This window comes from Gammaproteobacteria bacterium, assembly GCA_034522055.1.
In the GTDB taxonomy this organism is placed as follows: Bacteria; Pseudomonadota; Gammaproteobacteria; order JAABTG01; family JAABTG01; genus JAABTG01.
Window position 1 is genome coordinate 451,036 of sequence record JAXHLS010000002.1, and the last position, 21,555, is coordinate 472,590.

Consider the following 21,555-nt stretch of genomic DNA (forward strand, 5'->3'; position numbering starts at 1 on the left):
GAAGGCATATCAGTCCTGCTCGAGATGCCGAACGTACTTGGCATTGCCTTCCATCTCAAGGGTCGCCCATTCGGCGCTGCAGACGAATTCGGCGGCACCGGCGAAGGTGAGCCGCAACTCCACCACCCCGGCGGGACGAAAAGGCAGGGGCAACATGTCCATGTAGCGCACTCCATCCGCCTCGACGCTGCCCCCGGCGATCTCGAGCGGCACCGCCAACAGCTGGTCCGTCTCCACGCCGTGGAGAACCAGCTCACCCTTCTGGGTCCACAGGGTGCTGGCGTCGGTCAGGGGGATCCCCTCCGATTTCACCACCATGGCGGGGAACAGGATGAGGTGTAACGCACCCTCGGCGGTACGCTCGAGGTCGGCTATACGGGTCCGGGGCAGATGGATGATGGCAGCGCTCATGGACGTGGTTCCTGTAAAAGTTGGATGGTTGAGCTTGCAGCCAAGATAGCCCCCTTTGCGGCACAGAAAAAGGCCCGCAGCGCCGGTAATCAGCCCATGGGGCAGAGTCGTGGTTGCCACACCCGCGATGCTCTGGAATACTCCTTCGCCCTACCGACCGCCGGCGCCCACGCGCAAAGCAGGCATTCCATGGCCGAGTCCACCCCAGCGCCCATGAGACGGTTCGCCGTGGCGCCCATGCTGGATGTCACGGACCGCCACTGCCGCTACCTGCTGCGTCTCATCAGTCGCCACGCCCTGCTCTACACGGAGATGGTGACCACCGGCGCCCTGCTGCGGGGCGATACGGCGCGTCACCTGGCCTTCGATGACGCGGAACACCCGGTGGCCCTGCAACTGGGGGGCAGCGATGCCGGGGCCATGACCCGCTGCGCCCGGCTGGCGGCGGGGCGCGGCTACGACGAGGTGAACATCAACGTCGGCTGCCCCAGCGAGCGGGTGCGGGACGGTGCTTTCGGTGCCGCCCTCATGGCCGAGCCCCACGTGGTGGCGGATTGCGTGGCGTCCATGACGGACACCGTGGACCTGCCCGTCACCGTGAAATGCCGCATCGGCATCGATCACCAGGACGACGACGCCCTCGCGGACTTCGTGGGCATCGTGGCGGGCGCGGGTTGCCGGACCTTCATCGTCCACGCCCGCAAGGCCTGGCTGTCGGGCCTGAGCCCCAGGGACAACCGCACCATCCCCCCCTTGCGCTACGAGCTCGTATATCGTTTGAAGCGGGAGTTCCCCCACCTCGAGATCATCATCAACGGCGGCATTGCCGATCTGGAGTCCGCGGCCCCCCATCTGGAACGGGTGGACGGGGTCATGCTGGGCCGCGCCATCCAGCACGACCCGTACCTGCTGGCGAAGGTGGACCGAACCTTCTTCGCAGACCCCACGCCGCTGCCCACGCGCCTGGAGGTGGTGGAGGCCTATCTGCCCTACGTCGAGGCCGGACTCGCCGCGGGTGTGCCCCTCAACGCCATGGCCCAGCCCCTGCTGGGACTGTTCCTGGGCCAGCCCGGCGCCCGCCTGTGGCGCCGCCACCTCAGCGAGCATATGCACCGGGATGGCGCCGGCCTGGGCGTCATCACCACCGCCCTCCACCAGCTGGAGCGCGCCGCCGCCTGACGGAAGGCGGCTCCTGCCCGCCGGGCCGAGACGTTATACTCGGGGCCTACTACCAAAAACTCTTCCTCGCCGACACCATGTATATCGGAGAATCCGAATTCCGCCACGATTCCAGCGGCTCCCTGGGTGTGCTCCTGACCAATCTGGGCACCCCCGATGCACCCACCACCGCCGCGGTACGGCGCTATCTGGCGGAATTCCTGTGGGATCCCCGAGTGGTGGAGACCCCGCGCTGGCTGTGGGCCCTCATCCTCCATGGCGTCATCCTGCGCATCCGGCCGCGACGCTCGGCGGCCCTGTACCGGGAGGTTTGGACCGACGAGGGTTCGCCACTCCTCACCATCAGCCATCGCCAGCGCGAGGCGGTAGCCGCCGAACTCACGGCCCGGCGCCAGGGCCCGGTGGCCGTCGCCCTGGGCATGCGCTACGGCTCGCCCTCCATCGCCGACGCCCTGGAAGAGCTGCGCGGAGCCAACGTCGACCGCCTCCTGGTGCTGCCCCTCTACCCCCAGTATTCCGCCACCACCACCGCATCCACCTTCGATGCCGTGGCCGATGTGCTGAAGACCCGGCGGCGCCTCCCGGAGCTGCGTTTCGTCACCCATTATCACGACCGCCCCGACTATATCGCCGCCCTGGCCGCCAGCGTCCGGGAGTCATTCGCCCGCCACGGTGAACCTGACCGCCTGCTGTTTTCCTTCCACGGTCTGCCGAGGCGCTATCTGCTGGCGGGCGATCCCTATTTCTGCGAGTGCCAGAAGACCGCCCGCCTGCTGGCCACGGCGCTGGGTCTGGTACAAGAGCGGTGGGCGGTGTCGTTCCAATCCCGGGTGGGCCGCGAGGAGTGGCTGCGCCCCTACACCGACGAGTTGCTGAAGGAGTGGGCGGCGGCGGGCGTGGGACACGTCCAGGTGGTGTGTCCGGGATTCTCCGCCGACTGCCTGGAGACCGTGGAGGAGATCGATCAGCAGAACCGCGCCTTCTTCCTGGGGGCCGGTGGCGAGACCTTCCACTACATCCCCGCCCTCAACGACCGGCCGGACCACGTGGCGGCCCTCACCGGCCTGATTCTCGACCACCTCCAGGGCTGGCCGGGCCAGGCGGTGGATGCCGGGCAATGCGCCCGCACCCGGGAACGGGCCATGGCCCTGGGCGCCAGCGGCTGAACAACCCCACCCGGAGAGACACGGCCATGGCCTCCAGCAAGACCACCACCCGCATCGGCCTGGTGCTGGGCGGCGGCGCGGCACGGGGATGGGCCCATATCGGCGTCATCCGCAAGCTGATCGGCCACGGCATCCCCATCCATGCCGTATGCGGCAGTTCCATCGGCGCCCTGGTGGGCGGCGCCTTCGCGGCGGGGCGCCTGGAGGCCCTGGCGAAGTGGGTGCAGGCCCTCGATCGGGTGGACGTGGTGCGCCTGCTGGATCCAGCCCTGGTGGGTGGCGGCTTCATTCAGGGTACCCGGCTCATGGAGGTGATGGCCGAGTTCGTGCCCGATGTCGCCATCGAGGATCTCGACGTGCCCTTCGCCTGTACCGCCACCGATCTGCGCAGCGGCCGCGAGATCTGGATCCGCGAGGGTTCCCTGCCGGAGGCGGTGCGGGCCTCCATCGCCCTGCCCGGGCTCTTCACCCCGGTGCAGCGCGAGGGCCGCTGGGTGGCGGACGGCGGCCTCTGCAACCCGGTACCCGTGAGCCTGGCCCGCACCTTCGATGTGGACTGGGTGGCGGCGGTCAACCTCAACAGCGGCATCGTGGGCCGCCACCTGGGCCGGCCGGAAGAGGCCGGCCTGAAGTCCGAGGCCCTGCAGGACGGCCTGCAGCGCATCACCGCCAACCTGCCGGCGGACTGGGCCGCCCGGGTCCGCAATCTGCTGGCGTGGGGCACGGACCACGACCGCGTGCCCGGCCTGCTGGACGTCACCGCCACCGCGATCAACATCATGCAGGATCAGATCACCCGCAGCCGCCTGGCCGGCGACCCCCCCGACGTGATCATCGCCCCACGTCTGAAAGATATCGCCCTGATGGACTTCCACCGCGCCACCGCGGCTATCGCCGCGGGCGAGCAGGCGGCCGAGAACGCCATACCCACCATATCGGCCCTCCTCGAAGGACTCTGACCCGCCGTTCCTGAATGCCGATCGCCCGGGAGCCCGGGGTTGGCTGCGGATAACCCGGGCTCGCCCGTAGCATTCGTGGGTGTAGAGAGAAGCATTTCCTCTCGCCAAGAACGCCAAGGGATCAGCAATCCTCTTTTAGTCGATTGACGATGCGGGTGATCCCGTGGTTCGTCAACGCGGCACCGAGATTAAGCGCGTGGAGATTAAACAAGTACCCGAGCCTCATGTCGGCGAGGCGCAAATACGAACCCGCGGCGCGAAGTCGCCGGCTTGGGACCCGGGTCACACTTTTACCGCTCAGCCAAGCGAGTATTGTCACCCGGACTCGGTATCATTGGCCCTCATCAGACATGAGTATGGGGGGCGTAGCCGTGATCACAGCGCATAGACTATTCGCCAGTGGCGTCGCATTGACGGCATTGGCCCTCACGGGGCCGGCCACGGCACTCACCATCGACTTCGACTTCTCCTTCGACGACGACGACGATTTCTTCTTCCAGCAGGACCGCCAGACCCTGCTCCAGGCCGCCGGTGACTACGTGGGCAATCGCCTGAATGACTCCCTCACGGCCATCATTAGCGGCGGCGGCAACACCTTCGAGCCCAACTTCTCCGACCCTGACGCGAGCGATGGCAAACGCCAATTGGGCGCCCGTTCCATCTCCGAGAACACCCTCGTCATCTTCACCGGCGGCCGCGACCTCGCCGGCGATGCGGCCGGCCTGGGCGGTCCCGGCGGCTTCAACGCCAGCGCGACATCCGCGACATCCCAGGAGTGGCTGGATAACGCAGGCAGCCGTGGCCAAGCCGGCGCTTTGGACTCCCCGCCCACGGACTTCGGCCCCTGGGGCGGCGCCATCTGGTTCGACACCGACACCACCTGGCATTTCGATGCCGATCCCTTTTCCGTCGAGGGCTTCGCCGGCCTCGACTTCTTCTCCGTGGCCATTCACGAAATCGCCCATGTACTGGGCTTCGGTATCGCGCCCTCATGGGACTTCCACGTCGACGAATCCGGATCAAAACCGAAATTCACCGGCCCCGTGGCCACCAGCGTGCACGGCGCTGATGTCCCACTGCAGGTAATCACGGACCAGAACGGCAACACTCGCACCGGCGGCCACTGGGAAGGCGACACCCAGAGCACCGTCGACGGTAACACCCAGGAGACGGCCATGGACCCCGACATAAAGGCCGGTGACCGCAAGTTCTTCACGGAGTTGGACTGGGCGGCCCTGGCGGACATCGGCTGGGAGGTGCAGGCCACCGACGATGTGGGGGGCGTTCCGAGCCCCGTGCCGCTGCCCGCCAGCGCGTGGCTCATGCTCGCGGCCCTGGCGGGCCTCGGCATGCTGGGTCGCCGGCGGGCCCTGGAGCCGGCCGCCACCGCCTGAGCCCCCCACGGCCCAGGCCCCTGATATTCCCCGGCCCGGCTAGTCCAACAGGCCGCGGTAGCCGATGGCCTCGCTGAGGTGAGTACCGGCGATGGTTTCGGCCTGCGCCAGATCGGCGATGGTCCGCGCCACCCTCAGCACCCGGTGCCAACCCCGGGCCGACAGTCCAAGTCGTTCCACCGCCCTTTCCAGCAGCACCTTCTCCTCCGCCCCCAGGGCGCAATGGCGGGCGAGCTGTCCGGGCCCCAGCAGGGCATTGGGCACTCCCTGGCGCCGCAATTGATGTTCGCGCGCCCCGGTCACCCGTCGCCGCACCGCGGCGGAGTCCTCCTGAGGAGTGTCGTCCTCGCCATGCATCTGCTCCCGCGGCACCCGCAGCACCTCCACATGGAGGTCGAAACGATCCAGCAGCGGCCCTGACAGACGCCCGAGATAGCGCCGGCGTTCCTCGCCGGTGCACTCCTGGTCATGCCCCCTGCCGGTGCGCGCCTCACGGCAGGGATTCATGGCGGCCACCAGCTGGAAACGGGCCGGAAACTCCTCCTGGCGAGCGGCCCTGGAGATGACGATGGTCCCCGACTCCACGGGCTGTCTCAGCACCTCCAGCACGCGGGAATCGAACTCGGGCAGCTCGTCCAGGAACAGCACCCCGTTGTGGGCCAGGGACACCTCACCGGGCCGCGGCACGCCGCCCCCACCCACCAGCGCCACCCCCGAGGCGGTATGGTGGGGTGCCCGGAAGGGCCGGCGGCCCCATTGTCTGACATCGAAGCCCCCGCGGCTCACCGAGTGGATGGCGGCCGTCGCCATGGCCTCGCCTTCCGTCATGGGCGGCAGGATCCCCGGCAGGCGGCTCGCCAGCATGGTCTTGCCGGTGCCCGGTGGGCCGATCATGAGCAGGTGGTGCATGCCGGCGGCCGCCACCTCCAGGGCCCGCTTGGCACGGTACTGGCCCCGCACCTCGGCCAGATCGCCCCACCTCTCTTCCACCGCGGGCTCTACCGCGGGCGCGGGACGCTCCCGGGGGGGCTCCAGAGGCCGTTCCCCCGCCAGGTGGCCGCACACCTCCAGCAGGTGCCCCGCGGGCAGCACCGCGCCGTTGTCCGTGAGGGCGGCCTCCTCCGCATTGTCCAGGGGCACCACCAGGCGCCGCCCGGCTTCGGCCACGCGGATGGCCGCCGGCAGCACCCCGCGCACCCCCCGCAGGGCGCCGGACAGGGCCAGCTCGCCGAGGAACTCGTGGCTGGTCAGGGCATCCAGAGGGATCTGGCCGGAGGCGGCCAGGATACCGAGGGCGATAGGCAGGTCGAAGCGCCCGCCTTCCTTGGGCAGATCGGCGGGAGCGAGGTTGACGGTGATACGCCGCGACGGGAACTCGTAGCGGGCATTGATGAGGGCGCTGCGCACCCGGTCCTTGCTCTCGCGCACCGCCGCCTCGGGCAGGCCGACGATAGACAGGGCGGGCAGGCCACCGGTGATGTGGACCTCCACGGTGACGGGCGGCGCATCCACCCCCACCTGCGCCCGGGTATGCACCACCGCCAATGACATGCGCTCCTCCCTGAACCTACCCCATCCCGAGGCGCTATCGGCCGCCGGCCGGAAAAAACCCTTCTACTCTCGCCAAGGCACCCGGAGCACAAGGCCGAGCCAATCCCGCCTTCGTACCTTTGTGCCTCTGTGAGAGCTCATCATCGGGCCCATGAGAACAAATCATGCTCTCACGGAGGCACAGAGGCACGGAGAAATTCCACGTGGTTCCGTGGCGAGGATCGTTGCAGTCAGGGCGTCTGTTCGCCCTCCTCGCCCGGGGCGCCGACCTCCTGGGCCACTGCGGGGGGGTTCTCCAGGGCCTGCACCCGCGCCTCCAGGGCCTCGAGGCGCGCCCGGGTGCGCTCCAGCAACTCGGTCTGGACGTCGAACTCCTCGCGGGTCACCAGTTCCAGCCGCGACAGGCCGTTGCTGACGGCGAGGCGCACCGTGCGGTTCAAGTCCTCGCGCAGCATCTTCGCGTCATCCGGTATGGCCGCCGCGATGCGGTCCGCGAGCTTGTCGAACACCGAGGGATTCACCATTCCACACTCCATTAATGAAGAACGACACCTACCTTAGCGCCGGGCCGCGCCCCGGGGCAAGGACCGTCGCAGCCATGCTCTCCCGGTGCCGCGGCCCGAGTACGGCACCGTCATCAGGCAACGACCGACCCCGACGCACCATTATGGTGCGTTGGGCTTAAGGCAACTGTTATCAAAAAGCAACAATGGAGCGATGATACCCGTATAACAACTTGATTATACGCCTATTTATCTAACTGGCACGGCAACTGCATCAGTGATCCGCGTCAGCATCCAACTTGTCATATCCGCTCCTCGGGAGCCCTACGCAAAAGGAGAAGTACCCATGTTCAACATGAAAAAGACCATCCTCGTGGCCGCCGTGTCGGCCGCCCTCTCCCCCCTGGCAGCCCAGGCCGAGTTGTCCGCCAACATCGGCGCCACCAGCAACTACATGTGGCGTGGCGTCACCCAAACCGGTAACGAGGCCGCCGTCCAGGGCGGTATCGACTGGGCCCACGACAGTGGGTTCTATCTCGGCACGTGGGCATCGAATGTCAACTTTCCATCGGCGGGTGAGGAAGTCACGATAACTGACTCCGCCGGGGATACCGCAACATTCACCGTGGATTCGGACGACGGCGGCTACGAGCTCGACCTCTACGGCGGCTACGGTGGCTCAGTGGGCGAACTCGGTTACGACGTGGGCCTCATCTATTACTCCTACATCGCCACCGGCGATCTGAACTTCCTCGAGTTGGCGGGCAGCGTCAGCTACAAGTGGTTCAGTGCAGGCATCAACTACACCCTTGATGGCGAGGCAGATGAAGACGCCACCTTCAGTGACGACGACATCTACTACTACGTGGGCGCGAGTTTCGAGGTGGCCCCCACCTGGACCATTGGCGGCACCATCGGGCAGTACGAATTCGATGACACCGCTGACACCGACTACACCCATTACCAGCTCGATATCGGCAAGAGCGCCGGCGACTGGGGCGACTTCACTCTGAGCGTCTCCCAGGCCGACGAAGAGGCCGGCAACCCGGACGGGGACGACCCGCTGTTCTTCGTCTCCTGGGGCAAGTCCTTCTAAGTCGAGGGCCCGGAGTCTTCTACGCAAACAGGCATGAAAGACGGGCCCGTCCGCCGGGCGGGCCCCTTAATGGAGAATCGAGATGAAACTCATCAGCGCAATCATCAAGCCCTTCAAGCTGGACGACGTGCGCGAAGCCATTTCCGACATCGGGGTGCAGGGCATCACGGTCACGGAGGTGAAAGGCTTCGGGCGCCAGAAGGGACACACGGAGCTCTATCGGGGCGCCGAATACGTCGTGGACTTCCTGCCCAAGGCGAAACTCGAGGTGGCGGTATCGGATGACATGGTGGATCAGGTCATCGAGGCCATCGGCAATGCCGCGCGCACCGGCAAGATCGGCGACGGCAAGATCTTCGTCACCCCGCTGGAACAGACGGTACGCATCCGCACCAGTGAAACCGGCGATGAAGCCCTTTGATTCCGTTTAGAGGTCAATACCAATGGAAAACATGAGCGAAATATTGGAACTGCACTACGCCCTGGATACCTTCTATTTCCTGGTATCCGGCGCGCTGGTGATGTGGATGGCCGCAGGCTTCGCGATGCTGGAAGCCGGCATGGTGCGCGCCAAGAACACCACTGAGATCCTCACCAAGAACGTGGCGCTGTATGCCATCGCCTCCATCATGTACATGCTCTTCGGTTATCAGATCATGTACGGCGATGCCATCAGCAGCGTCATCCCGGGCTTCGATTTTCTCATCGGGGCGGACAACACCACGGAGGCCGTGACGGCGGGGGGAGAAGACGCACCTTACTACTCCAACCTGTCGGACTTCTTCTTCCAGGTGGTGTTCGTGGCCACCGCCATGTCAATCGTCTCGGGTGCCGTGGCCGAACGCATGAAGCTATGGTCATTCCTGCTGTTCGCGGTCGTCATGACCGGCTTCATCTATCCGGTGCAGGGCTACTGGAAGTGGGGCGGCGGTTTCCTCGACGCGGCGGGTTTCCTGGACTTCGCGGGCTCGGGCGTGGTGCACATGACCGGTGCCACGGCGGCCCTGGCCGGGGTGCTGCTCCTCGGGGCGCGTAAAGGCAAGTACGGCAAGGATGGCAAGATCAACGCCATTCCCGGCGCCAATCTGCCCCTCGCGACCCTGGGCACCTTCATCCTGTGGCTGGGCTGGTTCGGCTTCAACGGCGGCTCCGAACTCATGGTGTCCAACGTGCTGGAGGCCAACGCCGTGGCCCTGGTGTTCGTCAACACCAACATGGCGGCGGCCGGCGGCGTAGTGGCGGCCCTCGTCACCTCCAGGCTGTTGTTCGGCAAGGCGGACCTCACCATGGCCCTCAACGGCGCCCTGGCGGGTCTCGTGGCCATCACGGCGGAACCCCTGGCGGGTTCGCCCCTGGCCTCCACCCTGGTGGGCACCGTGGGCGGCGTGCTGGTGGTATTCGCCATCGTGACCCTGGACAAGCTGCGGGTGGACGACCCGGTGGGCGCCATCTCGGTCCACGGCGTAGTGGGGATCTGGGGTCTGCTGGCGGTGGTCGTCACCAACCCGGACGCCACCATCGGCGCCCAGCTCATGGGCATCGGTGTCATCTTCGCCTGGGTCTTCATCGCCAGCTTCGTGGTCTGGTTCATCATCAAGTCGGTGATGGGGATCCGCGTCTCCGAGGAGGATGAGTTCCAGGGCGTGGACCTGGCGGAATGCGGCCTCGAGGCCTATCCGGAGTTCGTGGGCAGCTCCGGATCGGGTAAATAACCCCAAAACATAACCCAGGGGTGTTTCTGCAATCTTGGCAGCGGGCGCTTCGGCGCCCGTTTTTTTTGCCCTCCGGTGACCGGCCTTGCCGGCGCACCCCCAGCCCCGTCGCGGGACTGTCAATGTACCCGCCGATACACCTAAAATACCGTTTCCCTGCCATCGAACGGATCGAGAAGGCCCCATGGCTCAGTTAGTCGACCGCAATGTTCTGAAACAACTCGTCCCCCCGAACGCCCTGAATGCGGAGAACTTCCAGGAACTGGCGCGCAAGGCGGTGGTGGAGACCCTGCCTGCGGGGCGCACGATATTCAAGACCGGTGACCGCGACGGCAAGACGATCTACGTCATCGCCGGCGAGGTGGAACTGACGACGGGGGATGGCCAGAATCGTGTGGTCAAGGGGGGCACCGCGGATGCCAGGCACCCCATCGGCAATTTCCAGCCACGCCAGCACACCGCCAGGGCCAGGACCGAGGTGAGCATCACCCGCTTCGACAGTGACCTGCTGGACATCCTGCTCACCTGGGACCAGCTCTCCGGCATCGAGGTCAGCGACCTCACCTCGGACAACGGCGAGCCCGCTGAGGCCGGCGACTGGATGTCCCGCATCCTCCAGTCCAGCGCCTTCATGAGCATCCCCCCGGCCAACATCCAGCAGATGTTCATGAAGCTCCAGGAGTTCCCGGCCAAGGCGGGTGACGTCATCGTCGAGCAGGGTGGCGAGGGGGACTACTATTACATCATCAGCGAGGGCCGCTGTAAGGTCACCCGCCGGGCGCCCAACGGCCAGGAGCTGCCCCTGGCAGAACTCATCGACGGCGACGCCTTCGGCGAGGAGGCCCTGCTTTCCAACGAGCCGCGCAACGCCACGGTGCGCGCCGTCACGGATTCCAAGCTCATGCGCCTGTCGAAACAGGACTTCGAGGAACTCCTCAAGGCCCCGATGCAGAAGGAGGTGGACTTCGAGAAGGCCAAGGAGATGGTGCGCGCAGGCAGCACCCAGCTCATCGACGTGCGCTTGGAGAGCGAGCATCAGAACAGTGCCATCAAGGGCAGCGTGAACATCCCCATCTACATGCTGCGCCTCAAGGCCGAGGGCCTGCCCAAGGACCGCGACTACATCGTCTACTGCGACACCGGACGCCGCAGCTCGGCTGCGGCCTACCTGCTGACCGAGCGGGGACTGAATGCCTATGTCCTCGAGGGCGGCCTGACGGCCGTCAAAGAGGCCAGGGCCGCTGCCGGCTGAGGAGACGGCGGGCGACACGTGAATCCCGGAGGGCATGACCATGAGTGACCGCTACGCCGTCATGGGCGACCCCGTCAGCCACAGCAAATCCCCGGCCATCCACCGGGCCTTTGCGAACCAGACCGGCGAGGCCATGGGCTACGAGGCCATCCACGTTCCCGCCGGACATTTTCAGGAGGCCGTCGAGACCTTCATGAACGCCGGAGGCCGCGGCCTCAATGTCACTCTGCCCTTCAAGGAAGAAGCCTTCGCCATTGCCCATGAGGTGACGGACCGCGGTCGTCGCGCGGGCGCCCTCAACACCCTGTGGTTCGATGCCGGCGGCGCCATCCACGGCGCCAATACCGACGGCCTCGGGCTGGTGCGTGACCTAGTGGCCAACCTGGGCTGCGAACTGGAGGACCGGCAGCTCCTGGTGGTGGGCGCCGGCGGCGCCACCCGCGGCATCGTGGGCCCATTGCTGGAGCGCAACCCTGCCCGTCTGGTGATCGCCAACCGCACGGCGGGTCGCGCCCAGGCCGTGGCCGCGGACTTTGCTGACGCCGGTCCGGTGGAAGGCTGCGGCCTCGACGGCCTGGCCGGGCGCAGGTTTCATCTCGTCATCAATGCCACCTCCGCCGGCATCGACGGCAAGGTGCCCGCCCTCCCCGAGGGCCTGCTGGAGGACGGCGCCTGGTGCTATGACCTCATGTACGGCGACCAGCCCACGGCCTTCATGAAATGGGGCGAGCAGAACGGCGCCGCCCACGTCGCGGACGGCCTCGGCATGCTGGTGGAGCAGGCCTCGGAGTCATTCCGCATCTGGCGCGGCGTGCGCCCGGACACCCTGGGGGTGATCCGCATGCTGCGGTCCGAACCCAGAGAGAGCCCGGCCTCGAACGAGGTCTGAGACGGGCGGCGCGGCCGCCGCACCCTATTTCCGCCCCGCTTCCGCCGCGGCGGTGGCCGTAGCCTGCTGGTATCTCAGGGGGATGCTTACGGGCTCCGGCCACCAGCGCCCACTGAGTTCCAGCGTCATGGACAGACTGTCGTCCTGAGGGTCGAGGCGGTAGCGCCGTAGCATCCGCATACCACCCCGCAGGTGGCTCTCCACCACCAGGGCGTCCCCCTCCCAACCCGCGGTGGCCACCACCTGAGAGGCTCCCCGCGCCGATACGCTGGCGCCGCGATAATCGGTGAACAGGTGTTCCATCTGGCCGTCACCGGGGGTGATACGGATGCGCGGCTCCTCGTGAACGATATCCAGGGTCTGGTGAATGGCGCGCGGCAACCCGGGCACGACCGGCGGTGCCGTGCCGTCACGCCCTTCCCCGGCCTTGCCGCCCCGCCGTGGACGCGACGAGCGGGCCTCCAGGGCCTCCTTCAAGCGCTCCCCGGCGACCGCCTCGACCCCTTCATCGAGCACCCAGACCCCCGTCAACACCGGGCGCTCCGCGGCCACCCCGGCCCAGGGTAACGCCAGGACCAGGATCCCAAACAGCGCCAGCCACCACCGGCTGCGACCGAAAGCGACAGGCCCACCGCGGACCACCCCGTCATCTGCCATGGCCGCCCCTCCCGCCTGATGTCCGCCACATGCCTGTACCACAGCCGGGGCGACAGCCACCCCAAACCCATGCATGGGGGTCAATTGTGGCCGCTGATTTTGGCGTGGAGCGGCTTGGTCTCCTCGTAGCGATTCTGCTGTTCAGGCGTCGCCTCGGTCTGGTATCTGTCCTTCCACTCGCCGTAGGGCATGCCGTAGATCACCTCCCGGGCCTCGTCATAGCTGGGCTCGAAACCCCTGGCTTCGGCCTCGGCCTTCCACCACTTGGCCAGACAGTTGCGGCAGAAGCCGGCCAGGTTCATGAGGTCGATGTTCTGCACATCGGTACGTTCCTGCAGATGCTTCACCAAGGCGCGCATCACGGCGGCTTCGATCTCGGTGCGGGTGTTGTCGTCCATAGGGGTCTCCTTTGGTTAGGGGGAATAGGGAATAGGGAATAGGGAATAGGGAATAGGGAATAGGGAATAGGGAATAGCTTGCAGCATCCGCTCCCAGGGTCGGCTTATCAACCCCCCACCTCGCCGCCTTTGGTTTTAGCAATTCACTATTCACTATTCCCTATTCACTGCTGTTCAACCATTCCCTGCTTTTCAAAATCCATGCAACTCATCCATCAGGTCCGGCAACCACTGAACCAGGTCGGGAAAGCCCACCAGGACGGCAATGGTCAGGATTTGGGCGCCGACGAAGGGCAGGACGCCGGCATAGATATGAGAAATCCGTACCTCCGGCGGCGCCACCGCCTTGAGATAGAACAGCGAGAAACCGAAGGGTGGGGTCAGGAAGGAGGTCTGGAGATTGACGGCGATGAGCAGTGCGAACCACATGAGATCGATGCCGAAATGCTGGGCGATGGGCGCCAGGATGGGCACCACGATGAAACAGATCTCGAGGAAATCCAGGAAGAAGCCCAGGCCGAATATGAGCAGCATGCTGAATATCAGGAAACCCCACTGCCCGCCCGGCAGGCCGGTCATGAGTTCTTTTACCAGGTCGTCGCCCCCCATGCCGCGGAACACCAGGCCGAAGGCGGTGGCGCCGATGAGGATCAGGAACACCATGCTGGTGAGGCGGGTGGTCTGGCGCATGGCTTCCTGGAGATTCCGGAGCCTCAGGCGCCGCCGGACGCCGGCCAGCAACATCGCCCCCAGGGCGCCCACGGCGGCGGACTCCGTGGGCGACGCCACCCCGAAGAAGATGGAGCCGAGCACCGCGAACACCAGCAGCAACGGTGGCAACAGGCTCGTGGCCACACGCTTCGCCAGGCTGCCCGGCGCCCCCGCCGCCAGGGCCGGCGCGCATTCCGGGTGGCGCCATGCCTTCCACACGATGTAGAGGGCGAACAGGGAGATGAGCAGCAACCCGGGCACCACGGCGCCGATGAACAGCCGCCCCACGGGCACACCGATGACGTCGCCCAGCAGGATGAGGATGATGCTGGGGGGAATGATCTGCCCCAGGGTGCCGGAAGCGGCGATGGTGCCGGTGGCCAGTTGCGGCGCATAGCCGTGCTTGAGCATGGCCGGCAATGCGATCACGCCCATGGTCACCACCGTGGCCCCCACCACCCCGGTGGTGGCGGCCAGCAGCGCTCCCACGAACACGATGGACAGGGCGAGACCACCCCGCAGCCGGCCGAACAGGGCGCCCATGGTCTCCAACAGGTCCTCGGCGAGACCCGACTTCTCCAGCATCACCCCCATGAACACGAACAGGGGCACCGCCAACAGGGTGAAGTTGGTCATCACCCCCCAAATGCGCAGAGGCAGCAGGTCGAAGAAATCGAAACCGAGGAAGATGCCGCCGAACAAGGTGGCCACCGCCCCCAGGGTGAAGGCCACCGGGAAACCCGCCATGAGGGCGAGCACCAGCACCAGGAACATCACCAGCGCCCAGTACTCCATCAACGGTCCCTGGGGCCGAGCAGCGCGTTCAGGCTGGTCAGGGCCAGGCTGATCCCCTGGAGCATCAACATGGCGAAGCCGAGGGGGATGCAGGCCTTGAGCAGCCAACGGTGGGGCAATCCACCCGGGTCCGGCGAACCTTCGTTGTACCCGTAGGCATTGGTCACGAAGGGCATGGCGCTGTAGATGACCAGGGCACAGAAGGGCATCAACAGCAGCAGGCTGCCGAAGAGATTCACCCAAGCGCGACGGCGCGGCCCCATCCAGCGACTCTGGTAGATCACGTCCAGGCGCACGTGGTCATCGTGTTTGAGGGTGTAGGCCCCGCCCAGCAGGAACAGCGCCGCGAACAGATGCCACTCCAACTCCTGGAGGGCCACCGATCCGGTATTGAATAGGTAGCGCCCCCCGACGTCGTAGACCATCAGCAGGACCATCAGCAGCACCAGCCATGAGACGGCGCGCCCCGTCCCCTCGCTGAGGCGGTCGATGGCCCGGGCGATGCGGGTGTTCCAGGAGATCAGGGCGGTATTCATGGGGTGAGGATTATAACGGTTGATCGCTCTCCCGCATCCGCCGGCACCGTTTATGACACGCCGAGGCCCCACACCCCGGCGGGCATGACTCATAGAGGTACTTCGATAATTCACCCAAGCAAACGGGGCAACCATCTAACCCCACGGAAAAACCGATGTCATTTCCCGATTTTCCTGGCGCCGAAACCCTTGCTCCCGAAAAAACCAAGCAATAAGCTCAACTTTACTTTCCACATCCCCGAGGTAATCCATCATGACCGAGTTCAGCCCTCAAACCACGGACAGAGGTCCTGCGGCCACGCCCTTCACGCCGCAGCAGGCAGACCAGGATACAGTGGCGGCCTCTCCCTTGGAGCACACCCTCGCCGAAAGCCACGCCATTCTGGGAGCCTTCACCCAGCTGCAGGCACGGTTTGCCGATTCCGCCCTCGACAGCCTGGAACGCCAGGTGGTCTATCTCACCGCCGCCCACAGCAACAACTGCCACTATTGCACCCTCGAATACCCCCGTAGCGAGGACCCCCGCGGTGCGGAGATGGCGGCCGCCATTAATGAGAACCGGGCCATCGGCGATCGACGCCTACAAACCCTGCGCCGCTTCACCAAGGCGGTGACCGAACGGCGAGGCTGGGTGCCGGAAGAACTCGCCGCACAGCTCATGGACGCAGGCTTCAGCCGCGCTCAGATGCTCGACGTGGTGATGGGCGTGACCCTGGTGAACCTGGGCAGCTACGTGACTCACATCACCGCCACCCCGGTGGATGCCGCTGGTGCCATGGCTTCTTGAAAGTGGGAAATGGGAAATGGGAAATGGGAAATGGGAAATGGGAAATGGGAAATGGGAAATGGGAAATGGGAAATGGGAAATGGGAAATGGGAAATGGGAAATGGCAGGAGTGTAGCCCGGTCGAGGGATGTGTAGGTCGGGATTCATCCCGACACTCCGCCCCGACCCCTGTCGGCTGCCAAGAGCAGCCGACCTACGGCCCGATCTACAGGGGCGCCGCCACCGACGGTTCCCGGGGCACGGATGTAGGTCGGGATTCATCCCGACATCCAAACCCGCCGCGCGCACTTCGGGCGGGGCCGGTACCACCCGCCGGCTGTCGGGCTGAAGCCCGACCTACAAACACCCCCCACCGCTCGTTCCAGCGGCACGGATGCAGGTCGGGATTCATCCCGACATCCAAACCCGCCGCGCACACCCCGGGCCGGGCCGGAACCCCACCGCCGGCTGTCGGGCTGAAGCCCGACCTACAACCTATTCACCATTCCCGTTTCCCATTTCCCTTTCCCCCCCCTCAAGGACTCATCTCCTTAAGCAAAGACTCCATGCGGGCGCGGATATCGGGCTCCCTGGAGATGGCGAAGGACAGGAAGGTCTTGGCCACCAGGGACAGATCGCGGTTACGGGGATGGGCCAGGTGCCAGCAGCGCAGGATGGGAAAGCCCTCGACGTCCAGCAGGGCCAAGGGGCCGTTGGGGCCCTCCAGGGTGAAGGAGTGCAGGGACAGGGCTGAGATGCCGAGCCCCCCCACGACGGCGTGCTTGATGGCCTCGTTGCTGCCGAGTTCCATGCGTACATTGGGGCGCAGGCCCTGCTCCTGGAAGCGCTTCATCACCGCCCCCCGGATACCCGACCCGGGCTCCCGTAGCAGGAACTGTTCTTGAGCAATGCGGGACAGGGGAATATTTCGTTCCTTCACCAAAGGGTGATCCCGCCGCGCCACCATCACCAGGGGATTGGGTGCGAAAGGGATGATCTCCGCATCCAGTTCGCCGACCCGGCTCTCGCCAATGATGGATAGGTCATCCTCGTTGGCCATCAGGCGCTCCTGGATACGCTCGAGGTTGGTCACCTTGAGGGAAACATCGACGCCAGGATAGAGCTCGCAGAAGGCCCCCAGGATCTCGGGGGCGAAGTACTTCGCGGTGGTGATGACACCGAGGCGCAGCCGGCCCCGCTTGAGGCCTTCCAGATCCGCCAGCCGCGTCTCCAGCTCCGCCAGGGAATTGAGGATCTCCCTGGCCGCTCCATACACCTCCCGCCCCGCGTCCGTGGCCTCCACGCCGCGGCCGGCGGGCTGGAACAGGGGCATGCCCACGGTGTCGGCCAGCTTCTTGACTTGCATCGATACGGTGGGCTGGGTGAGAAACAGCTCCTCCGCCGCCCGTGTGAAGCTGCCGAGGCGCACGATTGCCTCCATGATCTGCAACTGGCGCAGGGTGGTGTGGCGGACGAAACGGTCACCGCTGCTGGCGAAACTGGGATGACGGTACCCATTGTCTTTCATGGCTTGCGCGCCCCCCAAAGTCGGCGTCACCGCGGCGGCGGGGCCTTCATCCCGATGGCCGACCGAAGTCAATCGGGCCATACCCTGCAGCGCGAGGGAAAACTGTCCATGTCCTTCGAAGCGGAGGCCGCCGCACTTTCTTTCGAAGCGCCGGAACGCCCAGGCTTTGCGCCGGCGGCGCGGGTCGTCCGGGTCCGGGTCTTGGGGGCGACGACCCCACCTTTGGCACGAGGCACGCTGCCCCCCTCCGACTTCCCTGCCCCGGAAGCGGTTCCACCGCCAGGGCCTGACTGTTGTTTCGACGGCGTACCGGGCGTCTGAGGGTCAGACGCTTTTTCTTTCATGTCGTTCATGGTGCAGTACTCGCGGTTCAGCTACCCGGGGTGACGACGCCCCGAAGGCGGGAGGGGGCACCGGATGAGCCGTCCATGCCTTCGAGGATACGATCCAATGCGGCGGCAAAATCCTCTAATTCCACGGGGATTTCGCTGTCCGCGTCTTCCGGGTGGAGGGTGATGTTCACATAGGTACGTCCGAAACTGAGGTCGGGGTAGATGCCCCGTTGCTCCGACAGCTCGGCCGCTTGGTCCAGGAACTCACGCGTGGTCTCGTAATCCTCGAACTCTAGCCGGCGCTCGAGGCGGGCGGGGCGCTTGCGTTGCTTCCACGGCTGAACCATGAGCCATGCCTCCTGAAGGTTGGTAATGTTTCAGAAATACGCACGTTCGGCCCCGGTGGATTTCAAGGGTACCCCGAGGGATGCCAGCCAGGCCTCCATCTCCTGGGCGTGGTGGCGTTCCTCCTCCAGCAAGGCCGCGAAGAACTCTCCATGGTCGCCGTCGCCGATGCGCCGGCAGAACTGCACGGCATCGGCATAGAGTCCGACGATCTCCAACTCCAGATCCATGTCCTGACGCAACAACTCCGGCAGGCTGCGGGCGACACCCGCCGGCCGCAACTGCGACGCGTTGGGGGCGACGCCGTCCACAAGCATGCGCTGGATAATGCGTTGGGCGTGCTGCATCTCCTCCACGGTTTCCTCGCGGAAACGCCGAGCCGCATCCTGCAGTTCCCAGGCCTCGGCCAGGGAGGCCTGGGTCATGTACTGCTGGACCGCCGACAACTCGAGGCTCAAGGCCCTGCCGAGGTAGCCGAGGGTACGGGGGTGAATCCGTGCGTTTCTCATGACGACGGGCGCCGGTAGTCACCAACGTGCAGGTCCATGGCTCAGGCCGCGGACTTGCCGTCGGGCAGCACCGCCTCCACCTCCTTATGGGGACGGGCGATGATGTGGGCGGCCACCAGGCCATCGCCCACGCGCTCGCAGGCATCGGCCCCCGCGCGCACCGCCGCGTTCACCGCGCCCGTCTCGCCCCGCACCAGCACCGTGACATAACCGCCGCCCACGAACTCGCGGCCGATGAGCCGCACCTCCGCCGCCTTGGTCATGGCGTCTGCCGCCTCGATCGCCGGCACCAGTCCCCGGGTCTCAATCATCCCCAGGGCTATCCCCATGGTCTCGTTTGCCATCTTGCTTCTCTCCGCTTGTCGAATATCAGTTAACGGCCGACGGCGTTATGCCGCCTTCCCGGACTCCGGCGTACCCGATGGCAACACCGGTTCCACCTCCTTATGGGGGCGAGCGATGATGTGGGCGGCCACCAGGCCATCGCCCACGCGCTCGCAGGCATCGGCCCCCGCGCGCACCGCCGCATTCACCGCACCGGTCTCGCCCCGCACCAGCACCGTGACATAACCGCCACCCACGAACTCGCGGCCGATGAGCCGCACCTCCGCCGCCTTGGTCATGGCATCTGCCGCCTCGATTGCCGGCACCAGGCCCCGGGTCTCGATCATCCCCAGGGCTATCCCCATGGTCTCGTTTGCCATCTCGTCTCTCCTGTCGTGTTGAAGGCCCGAGGGGCCTCGTCGCCTTGAATCTCAAGTTGTTGCTTCATGCACTCCCTTGCCCAACCATCTCCATCTCATCGTCCAACCAGTAATCGATGATCCCGCAGATGGCCATGTCGGTGAGAATGGCCGGATCCGCGTGGGCAAAGCGGCCCGCGGTGCCCTTGGCGGTAAACACCCAGTCCCCGGGCCGCGATCCCACCGGGTCCGTGGCCACCTCCAGCTTGCCGCTGGCGTCCTCCAGCACCCGCAGATGGGAATGGCCCAACCCCGCGTGGCGTTCCGTACAGACCAACGTCTCCCGCACCCGGAATATGTCCATCAGGCCTCTTCATCCTCCCAATGGTCGATGATGCCGACGATGGTCAGATCGCTGGGATACCCCTTGCTGCCCGCGGCTTCACGGGCCGCAGAGCTACCGACGCAGATCACCCAATCCCCCGGCTTGGCGCCCACCGCGTCCACGGCCACCGCCAGGGCACTGCCGTCCTGCACCACCTGGAGGTGTTTGTGCTCCATCATGGGGATGCGGTTGGTGGCCACCAGGGGCCTCAAGACCTTGACGATCTTCATCAGTGACTCTCCACCGCCATCCCCAACACCGTGCAGGACTGGGGCTCGGGCGGCTCCCTGCCGTCGCAGTCGCGCACCATGGTCAGCAGGTGCAGCAGGCCGGCATCCACGAGTCGGGGGTAGCGCTCGCCTATGGCCGCGCTCACCCGTGCACAGCGCGCCGTGGCCCGCTGCCGCGCCCCCGGCACCGCGCCGTGATAATCGAAACGCACCACGACGGGTATGGGTAGGCCATGGGCGGTGTTCAGGCCCTGGAATATCTTCACCCCCACGTCCATGTTCGGCGCACCCTCCTCCAACGTGTCGAGGTAAGCGAAGTAAGTGAGATTACGCAGCTGTATCTCCTCGAAGCCGATCCCCACGCCGATGAAGCGCTCCCGGTGGCCGATGTCCGTGTAGGCCCCGCCGTGATTCTCGCGCACGTAGTCGATCTGGGAGATGTTGTGCTCCACCAGCAGGCCGATGAAACGGGCCATGCCGCCGTCCACCCCCCCGGGGGCATGACTGCGTACCGCCTCGAAGATATGCTGGCGGGCCTCGGCCATCGGCAGGCCCAGGGTCGCGCGGTAGATGTCCGCCGCGTCCAGCGGCCGCTCCAGGGAGATATTGCCCTTGGCGTCGGGGACGTGGACGCGGATGGCGTCGCTGTCCGTATCCATGCCCACCAGCAGCAAATCCACCGAGGCGCCACAGCAAAAACCGTTCTGGATGGCGCGCTGGAAGTTTTCCAGGCGCTCCAGGCCGGCACGCGCCGCGGCCGCGGTGTCGGAACCGTGAGCGGCGCAGCCCTCGTGGAAGGGGTCGCTGGTGCTGTAGTGGTAGACCACCATCTTCAGGTAGCGGGTGGGGGCATCGGCGGTATTGGGCCGGCCCCCACGGAACCGCATGAGTTCGGTCTCCACCCACTTGGCCACGTTTTCCTCGATATCGAACATCGCCCCGGCGTAGGACTTGCGACGTACCGCACCGAAGGGCAGGCGCAGCACGTAACTCACCACATGGGCCAGGCGGCCATCGGCGCAGGGGGTGACGTCCAGGGCATGGAAGCCACACTCCTGGAGGGCGGCCTGGAAGCCGGCGCCATCCCGCCCGCCGAGGGGATCGGCGTGGAAAAAGTCCGCGGCAAAACGACGATAGGTCTCGAACACGCACCAGGCATAGAGACGCCGCATGTCCAGCTGGTCCACCCAGGCATCCGCCAGGATGGTGCCGGGCAGTTCGAAACCCAGACGTTCGCGGGCGATGTCCTGGGCCATGGCCTCGAAGGCGCCCTCGTGCTGAAGGGCGGAGATGCGCCGCAGGGTCGGCACGATGCAGTCGAAGGCCTCCTTGACCCGGCTCTCGTAGGCATGGAGGGCGCGATTGCGCGCCGTGTCCGTCAGCGGATGGATCCCACCCCCGGGCACCCGCACGGCACCCGGACGCACCGCCGTCCCGGCGGCCGGGGCCAGGCCCTCCCGCGGGCGCGCCGGACGCACTCGATCGGCGCGGGGCGGCGCCAAGGGTGCCGTGACCTCGCGGCGCGGGCCACTGCTACCGGGCTGGTGGGAAGCAGGGAGCATCGTCGC

General features: G+C 66.1%; 25 protein-coding genes. 10 read left to right on the forward strand and 15 right to left on the reverse strand.

Annotated elements, in window-relative coordinates; translation table 11 throughout:
• Window positions 1-9: 9 nt before the first annotated feature.
• Window positions 10-411: a hypothetical protein gene (locus U5S82_02185; GenBank protein ID MDZ7750476.1), complete on the reverse strand. Its 402-nt coding sequence runs from the start codon at window positions 409-411 to the stop codon at window positions 10-12.
• Window positions 412-600: 189 nt separating this feature from the next.
• Here U5S82_02185 and dusA point away from each other — a divergent pair, with 189 nt between their 5' ends.
• The 4 genes from dusA (at window position 601) to U5S82_02205 (ending at window position 5,109) form a co-directional block, all read left to right on the forward strand.
• Entirely contained in the window at window positions 601-1,590 is a 990-nt protein-coding gene (gene dusA / locus U5S82_02190) for a tRNA dihydrouridine(20/20a) synthase DusA (protein ID MDZ7750477.1), read from the forward strand.
• Between the two features lie 77 nt (window positions 1,591-1,667).
• On the forward strand, window positions 1,668-2,756 hold the full coding sequence (hemH, locus tag U5S82_02195) for a ferrochelatase (protein ID MDZ7750478.1): 1,089 nt from the start codon (window positions 1,668-1,670) through the stop codon (window positions 2,754-2,756).
• A gap of 26 nt (window positions 2,757-2,782) precedes the next feature.
• Entirely contained in the window at window positions 2,783-3,715 is a 933-nt protein-coding gene (locus tag U5S82_02200; GenBank protein ID MDZ7750479.1) for a patatin-like phospholipase family protein, read from the forward strand.
• Window positions 3,716-4,086: 371 nt separating this feature from the next.
• A complete protein-coding gene (locus U5S82_02205; protein MDZ7750480.1) occupies window positions 4,087-5,109 on the forward strand; it encodes a VPLPA-CTERM sorting domain-containing protein in 1,023 nt (340 codons plus the stop codon).
• Window positions 5,110-5,148: 39 nt separating this feature from the next.
• Here U5S82_02205 and U5S82_02210 read toward each other — a convergent pair whose 3' ends face one another.
• Together U5S82_02210 and U5S82_02215 are read right to left on the reverse strand one after the other, a co-directional pair.
• Window positions 5,149-6,660 carry a YifB family Mg chelatase-like AAA ATPase gene (locus tag U5S82_02210; protein ID MDZ7750481.1) on the reverse strand — a complete coding sequence of 504 codons (1,512 nt, stop codon included), beginning with the start codon at window positions 6,658-6,660 and terminating at the stop codon, window positions 5,149-5,151.
• 230 nt (window positions 6,661-6,890) lie between these two features.
• Entirely contained in the window at window positions 6,891-7,184 is a 294-nt protein-coding gene (locus U5S82_02215; GenBank protein ID MDZ7750482.1) for an accessory factor UbiK family protein, read from the reverse strand.
• A gap of 325 nt (window positions 7,185-7,509) precedes the next feature.
• On the opposite strand from U5S82_02215, the gene U5S82_02220 reads away from it, so the two are divergent.
• From U5S82_02220 to aroE, 5 genes are all read left to right on the forward strand, one after another.
• Window positions 7,510-8,259 carry a TorF family putative porin gene (locus U5S82_02220; GenBank protein ID MDZ7750483.1) on the forward strand — a complete coding sequence of 250 codons (750 nt, stop codon included), beginning with the start codon at window positions 7,510-7,512 and terminating at the stop codon, window positions 8,257-8,259.
• A gap of 82 nt (window positions 8,260-8,341) precedes the next feature.
• Window positions 8,342-8,680, forward strand: a complete 339-nt coding sequence (locus U5S82_02225) for a P-II family nitrogen regulator (protein ID MDZ7750484.1) — start codon at window positions 8,342-8,344, stop codon at window positions 8,678-8,680.
• A gap of 31 nt (window positions 8,681-8,711) precedes the next feature.
• Window positions 8,712-9,971: an ammonium transporter gene (locus U5S82_02230; GenBank protein MDZ7750485.1), complete on the forward strand. Its 1,260-nt coding sequence runs from the start codon at window positions 8,712-8,714 to the stop codon at window positions 9,969-9,971.
• Window positions 9,972-10,155: 184 nt separating this feature from the next.
• The gene (locus U5S82_02235; protein ID MDZ7750486.1) at window positions 10,156-11,223 is read left to right on the forward strand and encodes a cyclic nucleotide-binding domain-containing protein; all 1,068 of its coding nucleotides are present in this window, start codon (window positions 10,156-10,158) and stop codon (window positions 11,221-11,223) included.
• A gap of 34 nt (window positions 11,224-11,257) precedes the next feature.
• Entirely contained in the window at window positions 11,258-12,112 is an 855-nt protein-coding gene (gene aroE / locus U5S82_02240) for a shikimate dehydrogenase (GenBank protein ID MDZ7750487.1), read from the forward strand.
• 24 nt (window positions 12,113-12,136) lie between these two features.
• Here the strand turns inward: aroE and U5S82_02245 are convergent, their stop codons facing one another.
• The 4 genes from U5S82_02245 to U5S82_02260 all read right to left on the reverse strand — a co-directional run bounded on the left by U5S82_02245 (window position 12,137) and on the right by U5S82_02260 (window position 15,209).
• Window positions 12,137-12,769, reverse strand: a complete 633-nt coding sequence (locus U5S82_02245) for a hypothetical protein (protein ID MDZ7750488.1) — start codon at window positions 12,767-12,769, stop codon at window positions 12,137-12,139.
• Between the two features lie 80 nt (window positions 12,770-12,849).
• Window positions 12,850-13,167, reverse strand: coding sequence for a DUF1244 domain-containing protein (locus tag U5S82_02250; GenBank protein MDZ7750489.1), 318 nt, complete (start codon window positions 13,165-13,167; stop codon window positions 12,850-12,852).
• A gap of 192 nt (window positions 13,168-13,359) precedes the next feature.
• Window positions 13,360-14,673 (reverse strand): TRAP transporter large permease subunit, encoded by a 1,314-nt coding sequence (locus tag U5S82_02255; protein ID MDZ7750490.1) that lies wholly within the window; start codon window positions 14,671-14,673, stop codon window positions 13,360-13,362.
• Entirely contained in the window at window positions 14,673-15,209 is a 537-nt protein-coding gene (locus tag U5S82_02260; protein MDZ7750491.1) for a TRAP transporter small permease subunit, read from the reverse strand. Before U5S82_02260 ends, U5S82_02255 begins: the two co-directional genes overlap by 1 nt.
• Before the next feature lie 253 nt (window positions 15,210-15,462).
• Here U5S82_02260 and U5S82_02265 point away from each other — a divergent pair, with 253 nt between their 5' ends.
• Window positions 15,463-15,996: a hypothetical protein gene (locus U5S82_02265; GenBank protein MDZ7750492.1), complete on the forward strand. Its 534-nt coding sequence runs from the start codon at window positions 15,463-15,465 to the stop codon at window positions 15,994-15,996.
• A gap of 514 nt (window positions 15,997-16,510) precedes the next feature.
• On the opposite strand, the gene U5S82_02270 is transcribed toward U5S82_02265, so the two are convergent.
• The 8 genes from U5S82_02270 to U5S82_02305 form a co-directional block, all read right to left on the reverse strand.
• Complete coding sequence (locus U5S82_02270) at window positions 16,511-17,503, reverse strand: LysR substrate-binding domain-containing protein (GenBank protein ID MDZ7750493.1); 993 nt, start codon at window positions 17,501-17,503, stop codon at window positions 16,511-16,513.
• A 370-nt stretch (window positions 17,504-17,873) separates the two neighbouring features.
• Complete coding sequence (locus U5S82_02275) at window positions 17,874-18,182, reverse strand: 4a-hydroxytetrahydrobiopterin dehydratase (protein ID MDZ7750494.1); 309 nt, start codon at window positions 18,180-18,182, stop codon at window positions 17,874-17,876.
• A gap of 30 nt (window positions 18,183-18,212) precedes the next feature.
• Window positions 18,213-18,689, reverse strand: coding sequence for a ferritin-like domain-containing protein (locus U5S82_02280; GenBank protein ID MDZ7750495.1), 477 nt, complete (start codon window positions 18,687-18,689; stop codon window positions 18,213-18,215).
• Window positions 18,690-18,730: 41 nt separating this feature from the next.
• Window positions 18,731-19,033 carry a BMC domain-containing protein gene (locus U5S82_02285; GenBank protein MDZ7750496.1) on the reverse strand — a complete coding sequence of 101 codons (303 nt, stop codon included), beginning with the start codon at window positions 19,031-19,033 and terminating at the stop codon, window positions 18,731-18,733.
• 45 nt (window positions 19,034-19,078) lie between these two features.
• Window positions 19,079-19,393 carry a BMC domain-containing protein gene (locus tag U5S82_02290; GenBank protein MDZ7750497.1) on the reverse strand — a complete coding sequence of 105 codons (315 nt, stop codon included), beginning with the start codon at window positions 19,391-19,393 and terminating at the stop codon, window positions 19,079-19,081.
• A gap of 64 nt (window positions 19,394-19,457) precedes the next feature.
• Entirely contained in the window at window positions 19,458-19,736 is a 279-nt protein-coding gene (locus U5S82_02295; protein MDZ7750498.1) for a carboxysome peptide B, read from the reverse strand.
• The gene (locus U5S82_02300; GenBank protein ID MDZ7750499.1) at window positions 19,736-19,987 is read right to left on the reverse strand and encodes a carboxysome peptide A; all 252 of its coding nucleotides are present in this window, start codon (window positions 19,985-19,987) and stop codon (window positions 19,736-19,738) included. The genes U5S82_02295 and U5S82_02300 overlap by 1 nt, the downstream gene beginning before the upstream one ends.
• Window positions 19,987-21,549, reverse strand: a complete 1,563-nt coding sequence (locus U5S82_02305; protein MDZ7750500.1) for a carboxysome shell carbonic anhydrase — start codon at window positions 21,547-21,549, stop codon at window positions 19,987-19,989. Before U5S82_02305 ends, U5S82_02300 begins: the two co-directional genes overlap by 1 nt.
• Between the last annotated feature and the right edge of the window lie 6 nt (window positions 21,550-21,555).

Coding starts and splice junctions, on each gene's coding strand:
- U5S82_02295 (MDZ7750498.1), bottom strand. CDS start 19,736: ATGGACATATTCCGGGTGCGGGAGACGTTGGTCTGTACGGAACGCCAC.
- U5S82_02210 (MDZ7750481.1), bottom strand. CDS start 6,660: ATGTCATTGGCGGTGGTGCATACCCGGGCGCAGGTGGGGGTGGATGCG.
- U5S82_02220 (MDZ7750483.1), top strand. CDS start 7,510: ATGTTCAACATGAAAAAGACCATCCTCGTGGCCGCCGTGTCGGCCGCC.
- aroE (MDZ7750487.1), top strand. CDS start 11,258: ATGACCATGAGTGACCGCTACGCCGTCATGGGCGACCCCGTCAGCCAC.
- U5S82_02305 (MDZ7750500.1), bottom strand. CDS start 21,549: ATGCTCCCTGCTTCCCACCAGCCCGGTAGCAGTGGCCCGCGCCGCGAG.
- hemH (MDZ7750478.1), top strand. CDS start 1,668: ATGTATATCGGAGAATCCGAATTCCGCCACGATTCCAGCGGCTCCCTG.
- U5S82_02280 (MDZ7750495.1), bottom strand. CDS start 18,689: ATGAGAAACGCACGGATTCACCCCCGTACCCTCGGCTACCTCGGCAGG.
- U5S82_02265 (MDZ7750492.1), top strand. CDS start 15,463: ATGACCGAGTTCAGCCCTCAAACCACGGACAGAGGTCCTGCGGCCACG.
- U5S82_02215 (MDZ7750482.1), bottom strand. CDS start 7,184: ATGGTGAATCCCTCGGTGTTCGACAAGCTCGCGGACCGCATCGCGGCG.
- dusA (MDZ7750477.1), top strand. CDS start 601: ATGGCCGAGTCCACCCCAGCGCCCATGAGACGGTTCGCCGTGGCGCCC.
- U5S82_02185 (MDZ7750476.1), bottom strand. CDS start 411: ATGAGCGCTGCCATCATCCATCTGCCCCGGACCCGTATAGCCGACCTC.
- U5S82_02255 (MDZ7750490.1), bottom strand. CDS start 14,673: ATGGAGTACTGGGCGCTGGTGATGTTCCTGGTGCTGGTGCTCGCCCTC.
- U5S82_02290 (MDZ7750497.1), bottom strand. CDS start 19,393: ATGGCAAACGAGACCATGGGGATAGCCCTGGGGATGATCGAGACCCGG.
- U5S82_02225 (MDZ7750484.1), top strand. CDS start 8,342: ATGAAACTCATCAGCGCAATCATCAAGCCCTTCAAGCTGGACGACGTG.
- U5S82_02275 (MDZ7750494.1), bottom strand. CDS start 18,182: ATGGTTCAGCCGTGGAAGCAACGCAAGCGCCCCGCCCGCCTCGAGCGC.
- U5S82_02250 (MDZ7750489.1), bottom strand. CDS start 13,167: ATGGACGACAACACCCGCACCGAGATCGAAGCCGCCGTGATGCGCGCC.
- U5S82_02200 (MDZ7750479.1), top strand. CDS start 2,783: ATGGCCTCCAGCAAGACCACCACCCGCATCGGCCTGGTGCTGGGCGGC.
- U5S82_02235 (MDZ7750486.1), top strand. CDS start 10,156: ATGGCTCAGTTAGTCGACCGCAATGTTCTGAAACAACTCGTCCCCCCG.
- U5S82_02245 (MDZ7750488.1), bottom strand. CDS start 12,769: ATGGCAGATGACGGGGTGGTCCGCGGTGGGCCTGTCGCTTTCGGTCGC.
- U5S82_02230 (MDZ7750485.1), top strand. CDS start 8,712: ATGAGCGAAATATTGGAACTGCACTACGCCCTGGATACCTTCTATTTC.
- U5S82_02260 (MDZ7750491.1), bottom strand. CDS start 15,209: ATGAATACCGCCCTGATCTCCTGGAACACCCGCATCGCCCGGGCCATC.
- U5S82_02270 (MDZ7750493.1), bottom strand. CDS start 17,503: ATGAAAGACAATGGGTACCGTCATCCCAGTTTCGCCAGCAGCGGTGAC.
- U5S82_02285 (MDZ7750496.1), bottom strand. CDS start 19,033: ATGGCAAACGAGACCATGGGGATAGCCCTGGGGATGATTGAGACCCGG.
- U5S82_02300 (MDZ7750499.1), bottom strand. CDS start 19,987: ATGAAGATCGTCAAGGTCTTGAGGCCCCTGGTGGCCACCAACCGCATC.